This window comes from Cupriavidus necator N-1 (genome assembly GCF_000219215.1).
Lineage (GTDB): Bacteria > Pseudomonadota > Gammaproteobacteria > Burkholderiales > Burkholderiaceae > Cupriavidus > Cupriavidus necator.
This window is the reverse complement of record NC_015727.1, coordinates 1,008,359-1,026,949: the sequence shown is the minus strand read 5'-3', so window position 1 is coordinate 1,026,949 and position 18,591 is coordinate 1,008,359. Positions and strand designations below refer to the sequence as shown.

Here is an 18,591-nt window from a genome sequence, read left to right as displayed (position 1 = left end):
ATGTGTCGCCCCTTTTTCTTAGGACTCAACTCTCTCGATGACGTCGAGAGCCGTCCCATCTCGGTACTCCACGATTCCTACTATCTCGCCAGAGGTGCTTGCGGATGCTGCCTTTACGTCGAGTCCTCGCTTGGCTTCATCATAGAGAGCTTCGATGGCAACAACTTTAATCCCTGCGGAAATCAAGCGCTCCTTAACATCCGCGCGACGAGGATTAACCGCGATGCCAGCTTCGGTGACGACGACGTCTACAGTCTCTCCTGGTGTCGTCACGGTGCGAACCCGCTCGACAATCTTGGGTACGGTACCCGCCCGCAGTCGGGTCGTTACGATGGCGAGTTCGGCGCCGGCCGCGGTGTCGCTATGCCCGCCCGATCCGCCGATGATGCGCCCGTTGCTTGCTGTGGTGACATTGACGTTGAAATCGAGGTCGACTTCGGCTGCGCCGAGAATCATGGCGCTGAGCTGGTTGACAATGGCACCTTTGTTCCATGGGTTGGCATACAAGGAGGCTGACATTGCCTGGTGCTGCGGGTTATCGCGGAAGGAGTCGACGGCCCGCAAGTCGAAGCATTGAACATCGAACAGGCTGCGAAACAGGCCTTGCTCGAGCATATCTACCAGATAGCCGGTGATTCCACCTGCCGCGAAGCTTCCCGTGATGCCGCGGCGAGCCATTATCTCGCGCAGGGCTGCCGCAACGGCAAGAGAAATGCCGCCGGCGCCGGTTTGGAAGCCGAAGTTCTCGTCATAAGCCTGCACCTTCGATGACCCTCGCCGCCTGGGCTGCAATCTCAAGTCCGACTGGTTCGTCCGTCGGCCGTGTTGTTCCGGAGACGATTTCCGCCCGGTTACCAATAGACGGGGCCGCGATGACGTAATCCACATAGTCCTGGCTGATGGAAATAGGGCATGCAGGATATGGAACGAGGTTGTCTGTGACAGCAATTACAGTAGCGGCGTGTCGCACATCGGTCTCAGCATACCCGAGAGTTCCACATGCAGACGGCCCTTGAACGCCATTCAGATTGCCCTGGGGGTCGGCCGTAGGCGCTGCCACGAAGGCAGCATCGATGCGTAATTCACCAGATTCGATAAGTCGCGCCCGTCCACCGTGCGTATGCATAATGATGGGAGAAGACAACGCGCCTCGCGCTACTGCATCCGCTACCGGGCCAACTGCGTACGCTGTGTAGATTTGGCTAATTACGCCCGCCTCGATGAACTCTACCCATCGCTCGTGAACCGGGAAAATTGAGCTGGCTGCCACCTTCAAGCCCCGTAGTCCCATCGCTGCTGCTTCCTGTAGAACCTCATTCGCCACCGTGTCGCCATTGCGAAGGTGATGGTGGAAGGAGATGGTAGAGCCATCACGTACCCATGCGGCGTCAAGGCCTTCTCTGATGGAGCCTAGTAGTTTTGGCGTGCCGCGGGAAAACGAGCGAAGGCTTGCCCCCACACGATGGTGGACCTCGGGGCTTGCACTGAGGCCCGTGTATGGCTTCAGGCGCTTATCACCAGCCCATTCCGGGATGATCCTGCCGATGCTGTTTTTCACGTCATCCTCCGTTCAGGTTCATTACAGGCAATCCTCGCGCAGACGAGCCACAGTATGGAGCGAGACGCCGAACCAGTCATGAAACGACGCTTCCAGGTCACGGCTATCTCCCCATCCCACACGGTCCTTGAGGTCTGCCACGGTGAGATTGAAGCGAAACGAATCGAAAAGTGCCCTCATCAGGCGCTGGGTGCGACACAACTCGGTGAATGCTGCGCCCTGCATGAACAGTGCGGTGCGAATCCTGTCTGGCGTCGTTTGAAGAGCGCTTGCCATGACTTGGGCGCTCCAGGCCTCCTGAGGATTTTGGAACACCGTTCCTGAGATCAGTTCGCGAAGATACTGCACCTGTCCTATGCCGCCTCCGGTCCCGATTCTCTTCAACTCCTCCAGAGGCTGAGGAGGAGCATCCACAAGATCAAGACGGCATTCGGATGGGGAGAATATGCCACCCGTGAGGTGGAGGTCGATGGATTCGAAGGCGGGAACGCTGACTGTCTGGCCTTCGCGAAGAGCACGGGAAAAGCCGCGTCGCATCAGCACTTGCTCTCCCTTGCGCAACGTGATGTGCATTGGGAACGCTGGCACCAGCCGATGAAGTGAAACGCGGGATCTGCAGCGGATATGGACTTGCATGGGTGTTGCTCAACGCATGGTCATATCAGAATGCTGACGCCTCTTGTCCACTTCGTAAATCCATTTCTTCCGAACGTCGCATTCGGATTCCACGCAAGCCTTGGGTTGCTTTCTGTCCCATCGAATAGCGCTTTCCGAAGTTCCAAATTGGAGTGCGAGCCCGTCGCGTGCATAGTGGAGGCCGAACAGAAATATGAGGACAGCCATGGACGTTGAGAAGTTGAAGCAGTGGGTGGGACAGGTGGCAGAAGCCCAAGATGAAATCGCCGGATTTCCAGTGGCTGCGCTCTCCGCAACGTTAGACTACGATGCTCCCCAGACTCGTCGTGGTGATGCAATCGCGCCACTCTGGCATTGGCTGTATTTCCTACCCGTCTACCGCAGGTCAGAGACTGGCAGTGATGGCCATGGGAGTCGCGGTGGGTTTCTGCCTCCGGTGCCGCTGCCGCGCCGCATGTGGGCGGGCGGTCGCGTCAACTTTCACCAGCCGCTTCGTATCGGTGACCTAGCCTATAAGGTGTCGACGATACTCGACGTTAGCGCGAAATCGGGTCGTAGCGGGTCGCTGGCCTTCGTAACGGTTGAACACAAATACTACGGCACCTCAGGGCTTGCTATCACCGAGGAGCAAGACATTGTCTATCGCGAGGCCGCTAACCCGAACGCAAGCATGCCCGCGGCCGTGCCAGCACCCACAGGGGAGGAGTGGGTTCAGGAAGTGGAAACCGACCCGGTGCTGCTGTTCCGCTTCTCGGCGCTGACCTTCAATGGTCATCGCATTCACTACGACAAGCCGTACGCCAGCGGCGTTGAGCACTATCCGGAGTTGGTAGTTCATGGTCCTCTTCAAGCCATGCTCCTGCTTGAATTGGTGCGCAAATATCTGCCGGATGCCACCGTGAAGACCTTCTCATTCCGTGGTGTCCGTCCTACGTTTGTTCCGCAGCGGCTTTTCGTTTGTGGCAAGCGCTCCAGCGACGGTAAGGCTGTGGAACTTTGGATTCGCCATGAAGACGGAGCGCTCGCAATGAGTGCATCCGCCGAACTCGCTTAACTACCCAACAGATTGGAGACCACTGTGCTAGACAGAGTCGATGAGTACCAAGAAATTCGTGAAGCAGTCCGCGACCTGTGCGGCCAGTTCTCGTCGGAGTACTTCCGCAAGATTGACGAAGTCCGAGGCTATCCCGAGGAGTTCGTCAATGCGCTGACTACGGCTGGCTGTCTGGCAGCATTGATTCCGGAGGAGTATGGCGGCTCGGGACTGGGATTGACCCAAGCATCCGTCATCATGGAAGAAATCAATCGGGCAGGAGGTAATTCCGGGGCATGCCATGGTCAGATGTACAACATGGGTACTCTGCTGCGCCACGGTTCTGCTGAGCAGAAGAAGCTTTACTTGCCGAAAATCGCGAGCGGCGAACTGCGTCTGCAGTCGATGGCGGTAACCGAGCCGACCACCGGTACCGATACGACGAAGATCAAGACCACCGCCGTGCGTAAGGGCGACAAGTATGTCGTCAACGGCCAGAAAGTGTGGATTTCGCGAATCCAACACTCCGACCTAATGATTCTGCTGGCGCGTACCACGCCGCTGGACCAGGTGAAGAAGAAGTCGGAAGGTATGTCCATCTTTGTGGTCGACCTGCGTGAGGCCATCGGGAAGGGCATGACCGTGCAGCCCATCATCAACATGGTCAACCACGAGACCAACGAACTCTTCTTCGACAATCTGGAGATTCCAGTTGAGAACCTGATCGGGGAGGAAGGCAAGGGCTTCAAGTACATCCTAGACGGCCTCAACGCCGAGCGCACGCTGATTGCGGCAGAGTGCATCGGCGACGGCTACTGGTTCATCGATAAGGTGACGAAGTACGTCAACGAGCGCATCGTCTTCGGCAGGCCTATCGGTCAGAACCAAGGCGTGCAGTTTCCCATTGCCAAGGCATTCGTGAACGTGGAAGCGGCGAGCCTCATGCGCTTCAAGGCTGCCAAGCTGTTCGACGCGCATCAACAATGCGGTGCGGAAGCGAACATGGCCAAGTTGCTTGCTGCCGATGCATCTTGGGAAGCGGCCAATGCCTGTCTGCAGTACCACGGTGGCTTCGGCTTCGCCGCTGAGTATGACGTCGAGCGCAAGTTCCGCGAAACGCGTTTGTACCAGGTGGCGCCGATCTCGACGAACCTGATCCTGTCGTACGTCGGCGAGCACATCCTCGGAATGCCGCGGTCTTTCTAAAAGTGAAGGAAGGGAGAGAAAGGTGCTTCTATGGGTCTCCTGACCCTTTGAGACCTGCCGTAAGGCAGGTCTATTTTGCATCGCGCCGATTGATAGTACCAGCCCTGTTACGTTAGCGTGCACAATCGCGGCACTGGCTGCCGTTACCTTGTTGCGCGTGCTCCGTCGTATCGCTTGAGGCCGCGCAGCAGGGTGGCAGGACCATCCGCTGTGGTCTAGGCTGTTGCTTCTCTGATAGCTGGCATACGTTTGACCCGAATAGTGCGCGCGATGGCGCGTGCGACGTCTTGAGTCATCTTTGGGTTGTCATCCAATGCATTTGCAAGGGCATGGCTCACACCTGGAAGAACCAGCAGTTCGGCATGCTCAGCGCATGATGCATTGCGAATTAGGTCAGAGCCAATCATGCCCGGCACCACCTCGTCGTTCCCGGCCTGAATCACAGCGATTCGGCCCCTGAAAGACTGAATCGCCGAGAAGACCTCGGACTTCCTCCAGCTTTCGTGGCTGCGCAAGATTCTGGTGAACTCCGGGCCAAACGGAATCTGGTATGCGGCGGGGTCATACGCTGCGCCGACAATGGTAACGACGCCAGATATATGAGTTGCCTTGTCTACCGCCAGCCTGACGGCAATCTCGCCGCTCATACTTATGCCGACGACGACGCGAGGGCCGTCGGCGTCGATATGCTCTAGCGCCAGGAGAGCCTCGTCAAAGCGCTTCTCGAGGGAACCCTCAGTTCTTGATGAGCTGTCCCCATGACCGGAGAAGTCAATTGCTACAGTGCCGACTCCGTGTTGGGCCAGCGCGGTCCGCAAAGGGAGCCACCGGACACGCGTGCTCATTCCAGCGCCATGTAGCAACAGGCACTGCACCTTCCCCCGGACAGCTATGCGGTCCGCAGCCAAGGTCTCAGTCCCTGTGTCGATGGTGAATGTCTCGATGGCTTCCATGGAAATGAGTATCCCGGGAACGTTAGTCGTAGGTTCCGGAAATAGTGTTCCCAGGATCCTGGGAATGTAGCCCAAAAGACGTAGCGCCAATCGTGTGGCAGGCCATCCGAGCCAATCATTGTGCGCGGGTGAGAAAGGATTGTCGCACATCGCTCTCGTTCATGAAGAAGTGGATGGCGCAAGTTCCCTACCGTCTCCTTCAGGCTCAATCCCATTTGGACCGCGATGGCGGCGAGGTCTTGACTGGTCACATTGGTTATGGCTCAGAGCGCGTTACGATTGACTAGTGTCAAACCACGCACTCAGCTCATCCGCAGCTTCGTTGATCCGGCCCCGGGGCAAGTACCGCATAGGAATGCGAAGCTTAGCCCTTTGGCCGTGCAAGCTCAGATTCTGCTGCTCAGGGCGACGGACGCTGCAGCCGTTCGCCTGGACTTTGCAGCCATGATTAAGAGGCCGCCCACTATCCCCAGGCATCCAAGAATCACGAAGGAAAGCGAAAAACCAGTCGAGTGCGCTTTCGCGTAGCCCACAATGAGCGGGCCGAGGAACTGGCCAAGGAAGCTTCCGCCCCCGACGACTACGCCCACAGCAGGAATCGCCTTCTGAAGTGGAAGAATCTCTGTCAGATACGATGAGACGAGTGGCGTTGGCATTTTCAACATGAAGCCGATGCACATGATGAGCGCAACCTGGATGGGGAGAGCCTGCGCAGGCGTTTCAGCCAGAACAACTAATGTCAGACCAGTGATCACCATGGGGACGGCAGCGTGCCATCGGCGTTCCTGGTTATGCTTGTCTGAGCGACTGGTGAGTAGTACGCCCCGACCATCGACATGATGAATGGCGCTCCAGACAGCACGCCAATCATCATCTCGCTGAGCCCACTGAACGACTTGAATATGGTCGGCAGCCAAAGTGTCAGGCCATAGAGGATGATTTGGCTGCATGCGAAGCCAACCATCAACATCCAGACGGACGGCTCCTTGAATACCACAATCCAGGACGAAGTGTTGCCTTCCTTGTGAGCCGCTTGCTCTGCTGCGAGCTCATGCTCAAGCGGCAGGGGGTCTTGCTGCGAAAGCCACTTGGTAGATTGAAGGCTCTTTGGTATCGAGCGGAACCACACCACGCAGAATATCCATGCAGGGAGACCTTCAATCACCATCATCATGCGCCAGTCATGTGCCAGGACAGCTGCGGAGTTAGGACCAGCGAGGAAGCCACCCGCGGCGACGCTCACATTCCAGATGCCGAAGGCGCGCCCGCGCTCCGCCTTGACGAACCATTGCGTCAGCAACATCGACGAAGCGGCGTAGACGGGCCCTTCAGCCAGGCCAAGCTCAAACCGGATGGCGAGCAGTTCGTTAAAGTCCCGTGCAAAGCCGGTCAGCATGGAGATTCCGCCGAATAGAACCAGGCACACTCCGTTAAGCTTGCAGAGCCGAAGCGAAGCGCTAGGTAGCCGGCGAGAAGTTGGGTAATGAGGTAACCCCATGTGAAAGAGCCGCCAAGCCATCCAGCCTGGACCTCAGTGAGTGACAGCTCCTTCGTGATGTGTGGCAATGCCATCCAGATGTTGACTCGGTCTAAGAACGAAATCATGAACATCAGGAATACGGCAGCATGACGATAAGCCACCGTAGCCGTGCGGTGTTGGGTGAGAGGTGGGCCGAGGATTAATGCTTGAGGTCTCCGTGCCGCTGGCGGTGAGCGCTGCGGCAGTGTTCTTAGTACTGGCTCGGACGGTGGTACTGCGTCCCGTCCGGGGAAAGCGGCACACCGGGACGAAGCGCCAAGGTGCGTGAAGCAGGAAAGAGGCGGCTAGACGGCTGCTTGCGTCGACGCGGTCAAGATGGACTGGTCAGCCCCCAGCGGGCTGCACGGCCGTTGTTCAAGTCGCACGCCATCGAACTTCAGGGGATTCGCCAGAAGCTTGAGGTCCTGCTTCTCAGGATGCGGCACCTGGCTGACCATGCCCACTTCCTGAACAAATGGGTTGTCAAGCGCCTGTTTGAGATTCAGGACCGGCGCAATTGGCAACATGCCGCGCAGGACAGTCAGCCAATGCTCCACGGGCAGCTTCTTGAATTCGTTATCGAGTGCAACAGTGAGGGCATCCCGATTCTCGAGGCGAAGTGCTTGTGTCTGGAAGCGCTCGTCGGCACGCAGGGATGCGCTACCAATCACCGTGAGCAGCGAATCCCAGAACCGATCGGTCATGCACATGACATAAATCCAACCGTCAGCGGCCTGGAACGTCTGCACTGGGGTGACCGACAGGTGTGCACCGCGAGGGACGCGACCGGATACAACGCCTTCGTTGAGATACCAGGTTCCGGCATATCCCAGTTGGTGCAATGCGACATCGAACAGGCTGACGTCGACGTCACCACCTACTCCCGTCCTGTCAGCGCTGCGCAGCTTGCCCAGCAGACCAACCATCCCAGTAATGCCAGTCATATAGTCAATCACGGATGCACCGAAGCGGGTCGGGGCGCCAGACGGGTCGCCCGTCAAGTCCATCAGCCCGGATTCCGCCTGCATCAGGAAGTCGTATCCAGGCCAGGCTTCGCGAGAGTTGTCGCGACCGTAGGCCGAAATATGCAAGCAGACAAGCTTTGGATTCAGGTGCTTGAGACTCTTGTAATCGATAGAAAGCTTCTCAGGCTGGTCGCCGCGGAGATTGTTGACCACTGCATCCGCCCCTTCGACGAGCCGCTCGAAGATCTTTCGGTCGTCCGGCGACTTCATGTCGAGGGCTACGCTGCGCTTGTTCGTGTTCCACCCTTGGAAAAAAAGGCTGTCAGCCTTGCCCAAGTGGTACGGGCCGATGTGGCGCGAGGGGTCGCCGCCGATGCCCTTGTTCTCAATCTTGATGACCTCGGCGCCCATGTCGGCCAGGAACATCGAACCATAAGGACCGGCAGCGAACTGCTCGAGAGAGAGGATGCGGAGACCTTCCAGCGGTTTCATGATTACTTCCTTCAACTGATTAGGGATGCAAAGAGCGTTTCGCTCAGATGCCTTCGTAGTTCGGTGTTTCCTTAGCAAAGAAGGCACGCACGCCCTCTGCGCATTCGGGGGAGCTGAACGCCTTGTCGCTGGCGGCGAAAGACGCGTCCATGACCTCACGTACCGGCAGGTCGAAGGACTGGTTGATGATGGACTTACAAAGCGCCAGTGCTTGCCGGGGGCGGCGGACCAGGGTCGTGCAAAGCTCTTGAGCCAAAGCGTACGCTTGCCCGGCTGGCGCAACGCGATTGATGAGACCCCAGGAAAGGGCGGTCGCGGCGTCCAGCGGCTCGCCGAAGAACATCATTTCCTTCGCACGTGCCGAGCCGACGCGGCGGGTTGTCCGAACAGTGCCGCCGCTGCTGGGGAAGACACCAAGCTTGATTTCCGGCAGAGCGACTCTACTGTCCTCAGAGGCCACAATGAGGTCGCAGCAGAGCGCGATTTCCAATCCGCCACCGAAGGCGAGGCCTTCAATAGCGGCGATGGTCGGTTTCGGAAAATTTTCCAGCTGGAAGAAGATCTCGTTTTGGCGTTTGAGCTTCTTTGGTACCACCTGTCCGGGGGACATGAGCTCGAACTCGGTGAACTCACCAATGTCCGAGCCGGCGCAGAACGCTTTGGTACCGGCACCTCGCAGAATGACAGCGCGCACGTCGTCATTTGCGGCAAGCGAGTCCAGCGTCTCCCCAAGTTGGCGGGACAGGGTCAGGGTTACGACGTTGACAGGAGGGTTGTCCAGAGTGATGGTGGCGACGCCGCTCTCGATGGCGCAGAACACTTGCTGTGTAGTCATGCTATTTGGCTTACAGGTACAAAAGGTTATAGGGCCGAGTAGGTACCGAGGGAGAAGAGGCGGCTCAGTTGACGGTCAACTTTGTCTCCGCGACCAATGTCTTGAACTCGGCGATTTCCTTGGCGATAAGCGCCTTGAATTCCGCTTGGCTGCTCGGGCGCGGCTCGATGCCTTGCGCCAGCAACTGCTTGGCGATGGCGGGGTCCCTGACGGCCTTCACAATGGCGGCGTTCAGCTTGTTGATGATGGGCTGCGGGGTACCAGTAGGGGCGAGTACGCCGAACCAAGTGCCGACGTCGATGCCTTTGACGCCGGCCTCGGCCAGTGTGGGCACATCAGGCAACGCGCTCGACCGGGTCGCGGTAGTCACAGCGAGAGCACGGGTCTTGCCCGACTTGATGTGAGGCAGCGCCGACGTCACGGTGTCGAACATGATTAGTACCTGGCCGCCTAGCAGGTCCGACACAGCGGGCGCACTGCCACGATAGGGAATGTGTGTGATGGGGGCTCCGGTGCGCAGCTTGAACATTTCGCCAATAAGGTGGTGGGCGCTGCCCGGGCCGGCCGAACCATAGTTGTACTTGTCTGGATTTGCCTTGGCGTCTGTAATGAGTTCCTGGATGGTCTTCGCCTTGACGTTGCTGTTGACCACCACGACGTTTGGCACGATGGCAGTCATCGCGATAGGCACCAAGTCGGAATCGAACTTGTAGGACAGTTTCAACACCGACTGGGCGATGGTGTGGTGCGTGCTACCAGCCAGCAATGTGTACCCGTCGGCCGGTGATTTTGCCGCTGCATCGGCACCAAGCGTTGCGGATGCGCCGGACTTGTTCTCAATGACGACGGGTTGTCCCAGCTCCTTGGTGAGGGAGGGCGAAATCAGGCGCATCAGCGTGTCGGTCGTTCCGCCGGCCGGGAAGGGAACAATCAGTTTGATGGGGCGGGCAGGGTAGTTTGCTGCCGGGTCTGCTGCGAGCGCGGGAGCGGATGTGGCAACCGTACAGGCGAGCGCTCCCAGCGCCAGGCGAAACGTGGCGTTCATGCTTTGTCTCCTTGAGTTTTCGAGTGGTAGTTGGGTGCCGTCAGGTTGCCCTCAGTTCAAGGAGGGCCGGACGGAAAATGCGAAGTGCTATGAAGGACAGGACTGAAGCGAAGTGCGATAGAGATTCTCGCGAGTCGTCCGGCCGCCGAGGGGGCCATGCGCGTAGACTGTCCGGCTGACCAGGCACGTCGCATTTGGGTGGGGCGGCGGCAGCTTTGGTGAGAGAGCGTTAGTGCGGCGCATGGTCAAGGGCAGATGCAGTCAGATTTCTGTTGGCGCGGCCCGGTAACGTACGGTCTGGGTGTACCGGTCGTGCGGGTAGTAGCTAATCGATGCCTGAATCAATCCCTGGTTGGCATCGTAGAAGAAGCGCACCATTTGCAAAGCTGCGCTACCAGGCTTTGCTTGCAGGATCGCGGCATGTTCTTCGTCAAGCAGTGTCGCAGTGGTGCGCTGCTGGATTTCACAAACACGCACGCCGAACATCTGTTCGATGCTCTTGTAAATCGGCGCGTTCGAGACTATCGGTCGCTTCTGTGCTTCGGCATAGCGCGGCGGTACATAGATGAGGACGTAGCTCATGGGCAAGTCGGCGCCTGGACGTTTGCGGAGGAACGAAACCTCCGAAAGGAGAAGTCCTTTCGCCGCATCGAGCGTCTTTGCCAATGCGTCGTCGACCACCACCTCGCGATGGCTAACCAGGTGCATCTCGGTGTTCTCCACGAACTGGAGCAGGTCGCTCACCGAATTCACTGCGCTGAAGACGTCGTCGCGATGCACCGGCTCACGCACGATGGTGCCAATGCCAGGGTGCGAAGAGATGAGTCCCTGCTCGCGCACGGCCCGCAGCGCCTGGCGCACCGTCTGACGGCTGACGCCATATCGTTGCGCCAACTCGTTTTCAGACGGCAGGATGCTGGACGCTTGATATTTCCCTTCCTGAATATCTTTGGTGAGGATATTTGCCAGGGTCGAGTAAAGCGGTTGCCTGCCACTCGCACTCAAAAGAAGATTCTTGCCGTGTTCCAAGGCTGCCATTGCGTTGTTCCCCGTGCCCGCTGCGGGCGAATACGACCCCGTACCGGGGTCATTGAGTTCACTGACGCAAATTATCTCCGAAGCCTGTACGGTTGTACGGCCAATACGGCTCGCTCTGCCCCGGCAACTGGATGTACCAACATGCGGATACTGTGAGCGCGCTGTGACCATCATGTTCGGATGTCCGTACTGTACGGCTGTACGTACATTATGCCTCCCACACTCAGTTTAATATGAGGGTTTTTACTTGGTTGAAGACACGGGGAGCGTATAAAGTGTCGCAAGCGACACATACCACGGGCGGAGTGAGTGATTGGGAGCCCTAGCCGGCATCACCCCTCATGGTGCACGACTCCTTCGTGAGATTTGGATACAGGCGCGCCTGGCCTGCGGCAACTAGGTGGGAAGCGTTGTCTAGCCTAATACGACGTCGGTGGTTTGCCGACTTGTGCGTTTCAGCCCGGCCATGCACAAGCCATGGCAGCCGGCTCAAAGAATGGGGGATGTGACGTAACGTCAAGTGGGCGCCTGTGCTGACATCGCACGATCACTCTGGCGTAAGGGGCGGGTGCCCGACTAGCACGAATGTCTTGTTGTATCGCAATGTAGGGCCAGCTACGTGGCCGACCCTACTTCCCATCTCACGTGAGAGACAGGCAGAACTGACGAGTGGCTTCGCAGGCCTTGCGCAGGGATTCGTTGTCCAACGCATAGGCGATGCGGATGTATGGGCCGAGCCCGAAGGCCGACCCGTGCACCACAGCGACATTGGCTTCTTCAAGCAAGGCGAGCGCAACGTCCTCGTCCGTGCGAAGCAGCGTGCCGGCGGGTGTGGTTTTGCCGAGCAGACCTTCGCAGGATGCAAATGCGTAGAACGCGCCGCCCGGTACAGCACAGCCAAGTCCCGGCGTGTTGTTCAGTAGGTCCACCATCATGTCCCGGCGAGCCTGGAATACAGCCTTCGAGTCGTGGATGAAATCTTGGGGGCCTTGGAGCGCGGCGAGAGCAGCGTGCTGCGAGATTGAGGACGCGCCAGAGGTTTGCTGGCCTTGAAGCTTCTCCATCGCCTCGAGCAACCATGCTGGCCCAGTACCGAAGCCGATGCGCCAGCCCGTCATGGCATACGCCTTGGACACGCCATTCATCGTTAGCGTCCGGTCCTTGAGACGCGGTTCCACCTGGGCCATCGTATGGAACTTTGCACCGTCGAAGGTCAGGTGCTCGTAGATGTCGTCCGACAGCACCAGTACATGAGGATGAGCCAGTAGTACTTCGGCCAGGCCGGCCAATTCTGCTTGCGAGTAGACGGCGCCAGTCGGATTCGATGGAGAGTTAAGAATCAGCCAGCGGGTCTTCGGCGTGATAGCGTTGCTCAACGCTTCAGACGTCAGTTTGAAGCCCACGTCGGCGCCGCACGGTACGACCACCGGTGTAGCGCCGCACAGTTGGACCATCTCGGGATAGCTCACCCAGTACGGAGCGGGCACGATGACCTCGTCACCGGTGTTCAACGTGGCTGCCAGGGCGTTGTAGATGACCTGCTTGCCGCCCGAACAGACGATCGTCTCTTGCCAGCTGACATCGAGTCCGTTCTCGCGTTTGAACTTCTCGGCGATGACCTCCCGAAGGGCACGCAGTCCAGCTACCTGCGTGTAACGGGTATGGCCGCTGCGAATGGCACCGATGGCCGCCTCACAAATGTGACTCGGCGTGTCGAAATCGGGCTCTCCGGCACTCAGAGAGATGATTTTCGCACCGGTCGCACGCTTGGCGGCGACGCGGTCCATCATGCGGTACGTTGCCGACGGTTGGGCGTTGGCAAGATTCACGTTTAAGCGCTGTTGCTCGGCTGCCATCACGCCTTCCTCTGCAAGGTGTGGTAACCAAGAGCTTCACGGGCTTCACCCAGCGTCTTACCGTTGGCAATGTGCTCGCGAATCTGCGATTCGACGCCCTCGATCTTGCGGGCAAGTTCAGCGACTTCCTTTGCACGCTCGCGCGGGATAACGACAACGCCATTGGCGTCTGCCACGACGATGTCGCGAGCACAAACGCGGGCGGTCCCCACGGAAACAGGCGTGTTCACGGATTCAACTTGCACGCGGTCCTTGCCGGTACGCATGAACCGGCCGCGCGTAAAGAGCGGATAGCTGTCGCCGAGAGCCTTCGTCACGTCGCGGCAAACGCCGTCAATCACGGTGCCAGCGATGCCGCGAGCGCCAGCATACTGTGTCATGATGTCGCCCCACACCGTGCAGTCCGTGCGGCCGTCGTTGTCGATGACGATGATGTCCCCGGACTGCACATCGTCGATGAAGTCACCGACAGTACCGGGAGGGGTGCTGGCCGACACGTATTTAACCGTGAAGGCGGGGCCGACCACAGGCTTGCGGTAGTTGTCCAGCGGGGCGATACCCAGGCATTGACCGGGCAGACCAAGGCGGTCCATCGCGTCCGATACGCCAGGGGTGTCCAGACCCTCGAAAAGGGCTACCAGTTCCTTGTCAGTCATTTTGCTTCCTTGCTGTTGATGGCTTCGAATTCCTTGTCGTGCATGACTTCTTCGACAGAGCGCCCAGAACGCACGGCCGTCACCATGCCGTCCTGACGACGCGCAATGCGTTCGCCCAGGTCGAGCACTTCTTCGATTTGATTTGCGGGGACGAACACGGTGCCACAACGGTCAGCGATGACATAGTCGTCTTCGTTGACCACCACACCCGCGAACGTTACGGGCTTTCCGGCGTCGACTTGCACCACGCGGTTGCGCGCGCTAATCATCGTGACGCCACGGCCGAACACGGGATACCCAATGGACTCGCTGCCTTCAATATCGCGACTAACACCGTCAATGACCGAGCCTCGTACCTTCTTTGCCGCAGACGCGTTGGCGAGGATGTCACCCCAGCACGAGATACCTTCCTGGCCACCGGCGATGACGAGAATGCGGTCGTCCGTCTGGATTTGTGCAACGACGGGCGTGATGAGATGCACAGTCGGCTTTGCATCGGTCTTGGGGCCCAGTTGAATGGTGCTCGCACGGCCAACAATCTTTGGGCAATCCCAGAGAGGGCGAATGCCATAGGTCGCGCCAGGGAGGTTCAGGAAATCCAGAGCATCGGACACCGTGTTGGTATCGAGCGATGCAAGGCGGTCCAGCAGGGACGGAGTACTCATGATGAGAGGGGGTGTTGGGTTGCCATGGCCTTACTGTCGGCGCTAGAGTTCGAAATGTAAATTCCGAATCCAGTAACCTTTCCATACGCCAAACCTATCAATCGTCATGATTAACTTCCGGCTTGTTCGGCACCTCTATCTCTTCCTCGCAGTGGCCGAAGAGGGAAATTTTGGGCGCGCCGCGAAGCGGCTGGGGATGTCCCAGCCCCCTTTATCCGAGCAGATTCAGGTGCTCGAGCAAGCACTCAAGGTGAAGCTCTTTGAGCGCGGCAGGAAGGGGGCGACTCTGACTCCAATTGGGGCGGCAATTCTGCCTGCGGTTCGGAAGTTTGCCGAGCAACTGGACCGACTAGAACTGGCCGTGCAAGAGGCAATCGCAGGCAGCACCGGCGTGCTATCCATCGGCGCCATTTCTTCTGCGCTGGTTGATACGCTGCCAGCTCTAATTGACGAACTTGGAAGGAGATTCCCTCAGTTGACGGTCTCGGTCACGGAGATAGATAGCGTCGATGCAGTGCCAGCGCTGGAGCGGGGCGACATCGACCTGGCTTTTGCTCGCCTTGAAGGCGATATGGGGACAACAATTGGTGCGGTTCCACTAAAGCAGGATCGGCTGGCAGTTGCCCTGCCGAAGACCCATAGGTTTGCGGACATGCCTAGGGTTCGCCTTGCAAGTCTGTCTGACGAACCCTTTGTCATCTTCTCTCGTGCTGTAAGCCCGACGTACTTCGACAGCATCATCGCGACATGTTGGGCTGCTGGCTTTTCTCCCCGAATACTCCATGAAGTGCGAACCGTTGCCACGCAAGTGGCTTTTGTCGGATGTGGGCAGGGTATTGCGCTTGTGCCGTCATCCATGAAGAAGGCCGCTCCAGAGAGTGTTGTTGTCCGCCCGCTGAAGGAGGCGGTCAATGTAGTTACCACTGCAATGGCCTGGTCGAAAAGCAGACAGAGTCCTGCAGTCGAAGCTGCTATCGACATCCTGTCGAGTGGCAAAGTCGCCACGTCGAGACAACAGCGGCAGCGCCAGGCTGGGTAGGGTATTCAAGTCCTATCCATAGGTTTGGCGTATCGAATCAATCCGGTATTTGGAATTTACAGCCGTGTGATGTTGCCCGAGAGTTCGCATATCCCCCCGACTCTTTCCAGGAGACTCTTGTGGCAACCTCTAGCCTAACCGTCAACCCCGTTCCGGCTCTCGCGCCCGCCGAAGTTATCGAGGCATTTCGGAACGTGGTAACTCCGCACATCAGCGACAACCTACAGCGCCTTTCTGGTGTGACGGGTCTGAAGCGGTTCAACCGTAGCCGAAAGCTGGTTGGTACCGCCATCACGGTCAAGGCTCGACCTGGCGACAATCTGCTGATTTACAAGGCGTTGATGGAGTTGCAACCAGGCCATGTCCTGGTCGTCGACGGGGGCGGAGACTGTACGAATGCGCTGGTGGGTGAACTCATCATGCAATACGCGGTGGCGCGGGGCTGCGCCGGCTTTGTTCTGGATGGGGCAACTCGCGACACGGCGGCGTTCCATGAGTCAGATTTTCCCTGCTTCGCGAGGGATGTCAGCCATCGAGGCCCCTACAAGATGGGCCCCGGTGCAATGAACATTCCTGTATCGATTGGCGGCCAAATTATCTCCCCTGGAGACGTCGTTGTTGGAGATGAGGATGGTGTGGTCGCATTTCCCGTATCCCAGGCACATGCGCTGCTGAAGGCGGTCGCCGTAACGGCGAAGAACGAAGAGAACATCATGGCCGAGATTGCGACGGGCGTGAGAGAGCAAGAGTGGCTTCGCAAGGTGCTCGAGCCCCACGGGCTGTACTGAATCGACAATGATGAGAGGGAACGCGATTGCGTTCGCGTCCCTCGCTTTCGACAGAATGGCTACAGGGGAGTTTACGAACGGGAGCGCCTTGGGAAGGGTGCTGGAGCCCGGTGGCGTCCCTACAGTCACTTCGGCCTTGATTCGCTGTGGTGCTCCTGCTGATGGAAGCAAGAATAGGATTGCTTGGTCCGCCGCGGGGAAAGCTGTGTAGGTGATGCCGCAATAGCAATTCTTGGACAACAACGGCCGAGCGCGAGCGACATAGCCGAAACGGGCCGTTCAATAGGTTTTCAATATCAAAATCTTCCGAGATTCGTATTTTACAAATGCGAGACGTTGCCGGAGAATTCTCTCATTAGAAGGCAACTTTCCTAGGAGACTGCGTGGCACCGTCCAGTCTGACAATCAATCCCCTTCCCGCATTCGCACTCGCCGAGGTCATCGACACACTGTACTGTGGGATGACGGCAAAGAACGTAAGGAACGAATCAAGGCCGAGGTCGCGACTGTAGTTTGCGAAGGGGAGTGCTTTTGGAAGGTGCTGGAGCCTGGTGCCGTCCTTTCATGCCGGTCCCACGGGCTACTCCGTCTCGCTTTCCACATGAAATCAAATGGCCCTGGCCGGTTTGTAGCGAATGCCGGGCAGCGGCCTGCCAGTTATGGGGTCATCTACGCAGAGAACCCGTCGCTTAAGCCCCCGGCACTGCGGGGCTAACATTCAAGACTAGAAGGCCATGAGACACGCCAAACACTTTGCCATCAGCGCATCGTTCTCCGTCGCACTCCTGATTCCGAGCGTATCCTCGGCACAGGTCCCTGGCTACCCGGAGCGACCAATCAAGCTTGTTGTTCCTTGGGCGGCCGGTGGTGCCACCGACGCTCTTTCCCGCATTATCGCTCAGAAGCTTGGTGCCCGAATCAAGCAGGCGGTTGTCGTGGATAACCGGGCGGGCGCCGGCGGTACTATCGGTACGGCCGCGTTCGTACGGGAGAAGCCGGATGGTTACACCCTTCTTATGGCGACAAGTTCGACCAACGCGGCTGGCCCGTATCTGTACTCCAAGTTGGGGTTCGACCCTGTCAAAGACTTCACGCCTGTCGCGTATGTTGGCCTGATTCCCAACGTACTGGAGGTGCCAAAGACATCGCGTTTCAAATCGGCAAAGGAACTCATCGACGAAGGGAAGAAGAAGCCAGGCACACTCAACTACGGGACGGCTGGGTCAGGGTCTTCGCAGCATCTTGCGGCTTCCTTGCTGAAGCGGGTTGCTGGCGTAGACGCGGTGCACGTGCCATATAAAGGCAGCGGTCCGGCAATCTCCGACCTGATGGCGGGTCAACTCGACTTTATCCTTGATACCGGTTCACTGCCGCAAGTTAAAGCAGGAAGCCTCAGAGCGCTCGCAGTCGCCTCTGAGAGGCGCATCGCTGCCCTTCCTGATGTCCCGACGTTCGCCGAGCTTGGCTACAAGGACATGCTGGCTTCCGCATGGTATGGCGTGCTCGCGCCCGCGAAGCTCCCCACGCCGATTCAAGAGTTCCTGAATCGGGAAATCAACGCCATATTGGCGGACCCCGAGGTGAAGAAGCAAATGGAACAGAGCCTGGGCGTCGTGATGTCGCCGGGGCGTAACGCGCCGTGGTTCGGAGAGTTTATGAGAACTGAACTGGTCAAGTACGCGGAGATTATCCGTGTATCTGGTGCGAAGATGGAGTAAGACCATTTCCCTCATTCAGTCACTCGGTACGCTAGTTGACGAGGACCATGTCCTGGCAGGTGAGCACGCCTCGCCTCGGCGTTGATGCCGGACCTCGCGAAGTACGGCAACCTCGATGGGACAGGACAGGTTGAAGCAAATACTGGAATCAGGGTATAGCCGCAGAGAGTTGGTGTCTCCCCACCAGAAATTTGATGTGTCGGAAGTTTGGTGGACTAGGGGAGGGTCATGAGACCTTCCCATTATTTTCTTCGCAATAGTCGGGGCTCGGAAACTCTGTAGTGGTCAAGTTATTTCGGACAGGCAGATAGGTTCTTTTTCTGTCGATTTCGCCTCGTAGACAGCGGGCGACAGATACCCCAGGGTTGAGTGCAAGCGCACCGGATTATAGAAACCAACGATGTACTGGGTGATGTCGCGCCGTGCCTCGGCGTGGTTGGCGTATTGACGCTGCCACACGCGCTCCATCTTCAGGTTTAGGAAGAACCGTTCCGTCACCGCGTTATCCCAGCAATTGCCTTTTCGACTCATGCTGCAAACAATCTGATGGCGTGCCAGCAAGGCCTGATACTCCGCGCTCGCGTACTGG

At 58.1% G+C, this 18,591-nt stretch carries 19 protein-coding genes and 1 pseudogene; 5 read left to right on the top strand and 15 right to left on the bottom strand.

The features are described 5' to 3' along the window. Nucleotides 1–18: 18 nt before the first annotated feature. From CNE_RS43000 to CNE_RS34625, 3 genes are read right to left on the bottom strand one after another with little or no spacing between them, the layout of a single operon-like run. Nucleotides 19–762, bottom strand: coding sequence for a citrate lyase subunit alpha (locus CNE_RS43000; protein WP_013959421.1), 744 nt, complete (start codon nucleotides 760–762; stop codon nucleotides 19–21). Then, entirely contained in the window at nucleotides 749–1,558 is an 810-nt protein-coding gene (locus tag CNE_RS42995; protein ID WP_080569651.1) for a citrate lyase subunit alpha, read from the bottom strand. Before CNE_RS42995 ends, CNE_RS43000 begins: the two co-directional genes overlap by 14 nt. A 21-nt stretch (nucleotides 1,559–1,579) precedes the next feature. Then, the gene (locus tag CNE_RS34625; RefSeq protein ID WP_041229085.1) at nucleotides 1,580–2,194 is read right to left on the bottom strand and encodes a hypothetical protein; all 615 of its coding nucleotides are present in this window, start codon (nucleotides 2,192–2,194) and stop codon (nucleotides 1,580–1,582) included. A gap of 205 nt (nucleotides 2,195–2,399) precedes the next feature. Between CNE_RS34625 and CNE_RS34620 the strand changes: the two genes are divergently transcribed. Both CNE_RS34620 and CNE_RS34615 read left to right on the top strand, forming a co-directional pair. Next, on the top strand, nucleotides 2,400–3,248 hold the full coding sequence (locus tag CNE_RS34620; protein WP_041229084.1) for an FAS1-like dehydratase domain-containing protein: 849 nt from the start codon (nucleotides 2,400–2,402) through the stop codon (nucleotides 3,246–3,248). A 24-nt stretch (nucleotides 3,249–3,272) separates the two neighbouring features. After that, on the top strand, nucleotides 3,273–4,433 hold the full coding sequence (locus tag CNE_RS34615) for an acyl-CoA dehydrogenase family protein (protein WP_013959418.1): 1,161 nt from the start codon (nucleotides 3,273–3,275) through the stop codon (nucleotides 4,431–4,433). 215 nt (nucleotides 4,434–4,648) lie between these two features. Here CNE_RS34615 and CNE_RS34610 read toward each other — a convergent pair whose 3' ends face one another. From CNE_RS34610 to CNE_RS34570, 11 genes are all read right to left on the bottom strand, one after another. After that, nucleotides 4,649–5,386: an alpha/beta hydrolase gene (locus tag CNE_RS34610; protein WP_013959417.1), complete on the bottom strand. Its 738-nt coding sequence runs from the start codon at nucleotides 5,384–5,386 to the stop codon at nucleotides 4,649–4,651. A gap of 386 nt (nucleotides 5,387–5,772) precedes the next feature. Continuing rightward, entirely contained in the window at nucleotides 5,773–6,144 is a 372-nt protein-coding gene (locus CNE_RS42525; RefSeq protein WP_080569650.1) for an MFS transporter, read from the bottom strand. Next, nucleotides 6,138–6,782, bottom strand: coding sequence for an MFS transporter (locus CNE_RS41360; protein ID WP_269148747.1), 645 nt, complete (start codon nucleotides 6,780–6,782; stop codon nucleotides 6,138–6,140). Before CNE_RS41360 ends, CNE_RS42525 begins: the two co-directional genes overlap by 7 nt. Continuing rightward, nucleotides 6,776–6,958 (bottom strand): MFS transporter, encoded by a 183-nt coding sequence (locus tag CNE_RS42805; RefSeq protein ID WP_269148754.1) that lies wholly within the window; start codon nucleotides 6,956–6,958, stop codon nucleotides 6,776–6,778. Before CNE_RS42805 ends, CNE_RS41360 begins: the two co-directional genes overlap by 7 nt. A gap of 252 nt (nucleotides 6,959–7,210) precedes the next feature. Then, a complete protein-coding gene (locus CNE_RS34600; RefSeq protein WP_013959414.1) occupies nucleotides 7,211–8,362 on the bottom strand; it encodes a CaiB/BaiF CoA transferase family protein in 1,152 nt (383 codons plus the stop codon). 43 nt (nucleotides 8,363–8,405) lie between these two features. After that, nucleotides 8,406–9,197: an enoyl-CoA hydratase/isomerase family protein gene (locus CNE_RS34595; RefSeq protein ID WP_013959413.1), complete on the bottom strand. Its 792-nt coding sequence runs from the start codon at nucleotides 9,195–9,197 to the stop codon at nucleotides 8,406–8,408. Between the two features lie 64 nt (nucleotides 9,198–9,261). Next, the gene (locus CNE_RS34590) at nucleotides 9,262–10,242 is read right to left on the bottom strand and encodes a tripartite tricarboxylate transporter substrate binding protein (RefSeq protein WP_013959412.1); all 981 of its coding nucleotides are present in this window, start codon (nucleotides 10,240–10,242) and stop codon (nucleotides 9,262–9,264) included. Nucleotides 10,243–10,503: 261 nt separating this feature from the next. After that, a complete protein-coding gene (locus CNE_RS34585) occupies nucleotides 10,504–11,280 on the bottom strand; it encodes a GntR family transcriptional regulator (protein ID WP_013959411.1) in 777 nt (258 codons plus the stop codon). A gap of 641 nt (nucleotides 11,281–11,921) precedes the next feature. Next, nucleotides 11,922–13,136 carry a pyridoxal phosphate-dependent aminotransferase gene (locus tag CNE_RS34580; RefSeq protein WP_013959410.1) on the bottom strand — a complete coding sequence of 405 codons (1,215 nt, stop codon included), beginning with the start codon at nucleotides 13,134–13,136 and terminating at the stop codon, nucleotides 11,922–11,924. Continuing rightward, nucleotides 13,136–13,792 (bottom strand): RraA family protein, encoded by a 657-nt coding sequence (locus CNE_RS34575; protein WP_013959409.1) that lies wholly within the window; start codon nucleotides 13,790–13,792, stop codon nucleotides 13,136–13,138. The genes CNE_RS34580 and CNE_RS34575 overlap by 1 nt, the downstream gene beginning before the upstream one ends. Continuing rightward, a complete protein-coding gene (locus tag CNE_RS34570) occupies nucleotides 13,789–14,457 on the bottom strand; it encodes an RraA family protein (protein ID WP_013959408.1) in 669 nt (222 codons plus the stop codon). Before CNE_RS34570 ends, CNE_RS34575 begins: the two co-directional genes overlap by 4 nt. A gap of 106 nt (nucleotides 14,458–14,563) precedes the next feature. Between CNE_RS34570 and CNE_RS34565 the strand changes: the two genes are divergently transcribed. The 3 genes from CNE_RS34565 to CNE_RS34555 all read left to right on the top strand — a co-directional run bounded on the left by CNE_RS34565 (nucleotide 14,564) and on the right by CNE_RS34555 (nucleotide 18,002). Then, nucleotides 14,564–15,496 (top strand): LysR family transcriptional regulator, encoded by a 933-nt coding sequence (locus CNE_RS34565; protein WP_013959407.1) that lies wholly within the window; start codon nucleotides 14,564–14,566, stop codon nucleotides 15,494–15,496. A gap of 119 nt (nucleotides 15,497–15,615) precedes the next feature. After that, nucleotides 15,616–16,284 carry an RraA family protein gene (locus CNE_RS34560; RefSeq protein WP_013959406.1) on the top strand — a complete coding sequence of 223 codons (669 nt, stop codon included), beginning with the start codon at nucleotides 15,616–15,618 and terminating at the stop codon, nucleotides 16,282–16,284. 734 nt (nucleotides 16,285–17,018) lie between these two features. Then, the gene (locus CNE_RS34555; protein WP_013959405.1) at nucleotides 17,019–18,002 is read left to right on the top strand and encodes a Bug family tripartite tricarboxylate transporter substrate binding protein; all 984 of its coding nucleotides are present in this window, start codon (nucleotides 17,019–17,021) and stop codon (nucleotides 18,000–18,002) included. A 285-nt stretch (nucleotides 18,003–18,287) separates the two neighbouring features. Here CNE_RS34555 and CNE_RS34550 read toward each other — a convergent pair. After that, nucleotides 18,288–18,590, bottom strand: a pseudogene (locus CNE_RS34550) (integrase core domain-containing protein); the annotation flags it as partial. Nucleotide 18,591: the final 1 nt, after the last annotated feature.

Excerpts from the sequence above, each read along its gene's own strand:
- CNE_RS34625 (WP_041229085.1), bottom strand. The coding sequence starts at position 2,194 with ATGCAAGTCCATATCCGCTGCAGATCCCGCGTTTCACTTCATCGGCTG.
- CNE_RS34620 (WP_041229084.1), top strand. The coding sequence starts at position 2,400 with ATGGACGTTGAGAAGTTGAAGCAGTGGGTGGGACAGGTGGCAGAAGCC.
- CNE_RS34610 (WP_013959417.1), bottom strand. The coding sequence starts at position 5,386 with ATGGAAGCCATCGAGACATTCACCATCGACACAGGGACTGAGACCTTG.
- CNE_RS42525 (WP_080569650.1), bottom strand. The coding sequence starts at position 6,144 with ATGGTGATCACTGGTCTGACATTAGTTGTTCTGGCTGAAACGCCTGCG.
- CNE_RS41360 (WP_269148747.1), bottom strand. The coding sequence starts at position 6,782 with ATGCTGACCGGCTTTGCACGGGACTTTAACGAACTGCTCGCCATCCGG.
- CNE_RS42805 (WP_269148754.1), bottom strand. The coding sequence starts at position 6,958 with ATGGCATTGCCACACATCACGAAGGAGCTGTCACTCACTGAGGTCCAG.
- CNE_RS34600 (WP_013959414.1), bottom strand. The coding sequence starts at position 8,362 with ATGAAACCGCTGGAAGGTCTCCGCATCCTCTCTCTCGAGCAGTTCGCT.
- CNE_RS34595 (WP_013959413.1), bottom strand. The coding sequence starts at position 9,197 with ATGACTACACAGCAAGTGTTCTGCGCCATCGAGAGCGGCGTCGCCACC.
- CNE_RS34590 (WP_013959412.1), bottom strand. The coding sequence starts at position 10,242 with ATGAACGCCACGTTTCGCCTGGCGCTGGGAGCGCTCGCCTGTACGGTT.
- CNE_RS34585 (WP_013959411.1), bottom strand. The coding sequence starts at position 11,280 with ATGGCAGCCTTGGAACACGGCAAGAATCTTCTTTTGAGTGCGAGTGGC.
- CNE_RS34580 (WP_013959410.1), bottom strand. The coding sequence starts at position 13,136 with ATGGCAGCCGAGCAACAGCGCTTAAACGTGAATCTTGCCAACGCCCAA.
- CNE_RS34575 (WP_013959409.1), bottom strand. The coding sequence starts at position 13,792 with ATGACTGACAAGGAACTGGTAGCCCTTTTCGAGGGTCTGGACACCCCT.
- CNE_RS34570 (WP_013959408.1), bottom strand. The coding sequence starts at position 14,457 with ATGAGTACTCCGTCCCTGCTGGACCGCCTTGCATCGCTCGATACCAAC.
- CNE_RS34565 (WP_013959407.1), top strand. The coding sequence starts at position 14,564 with ATGATTAACTTCCGGCTTGTTCGGCACCTCTATCTCTTCCTCGCAGTG.
- CNE_RS34555 (WP_013959405.1), top strand. The coding sequence starts at position 17,019 with ATGAGACACGCCAAACACTTTGCCATCAGCGCATCGTTCTCCGTCGCA.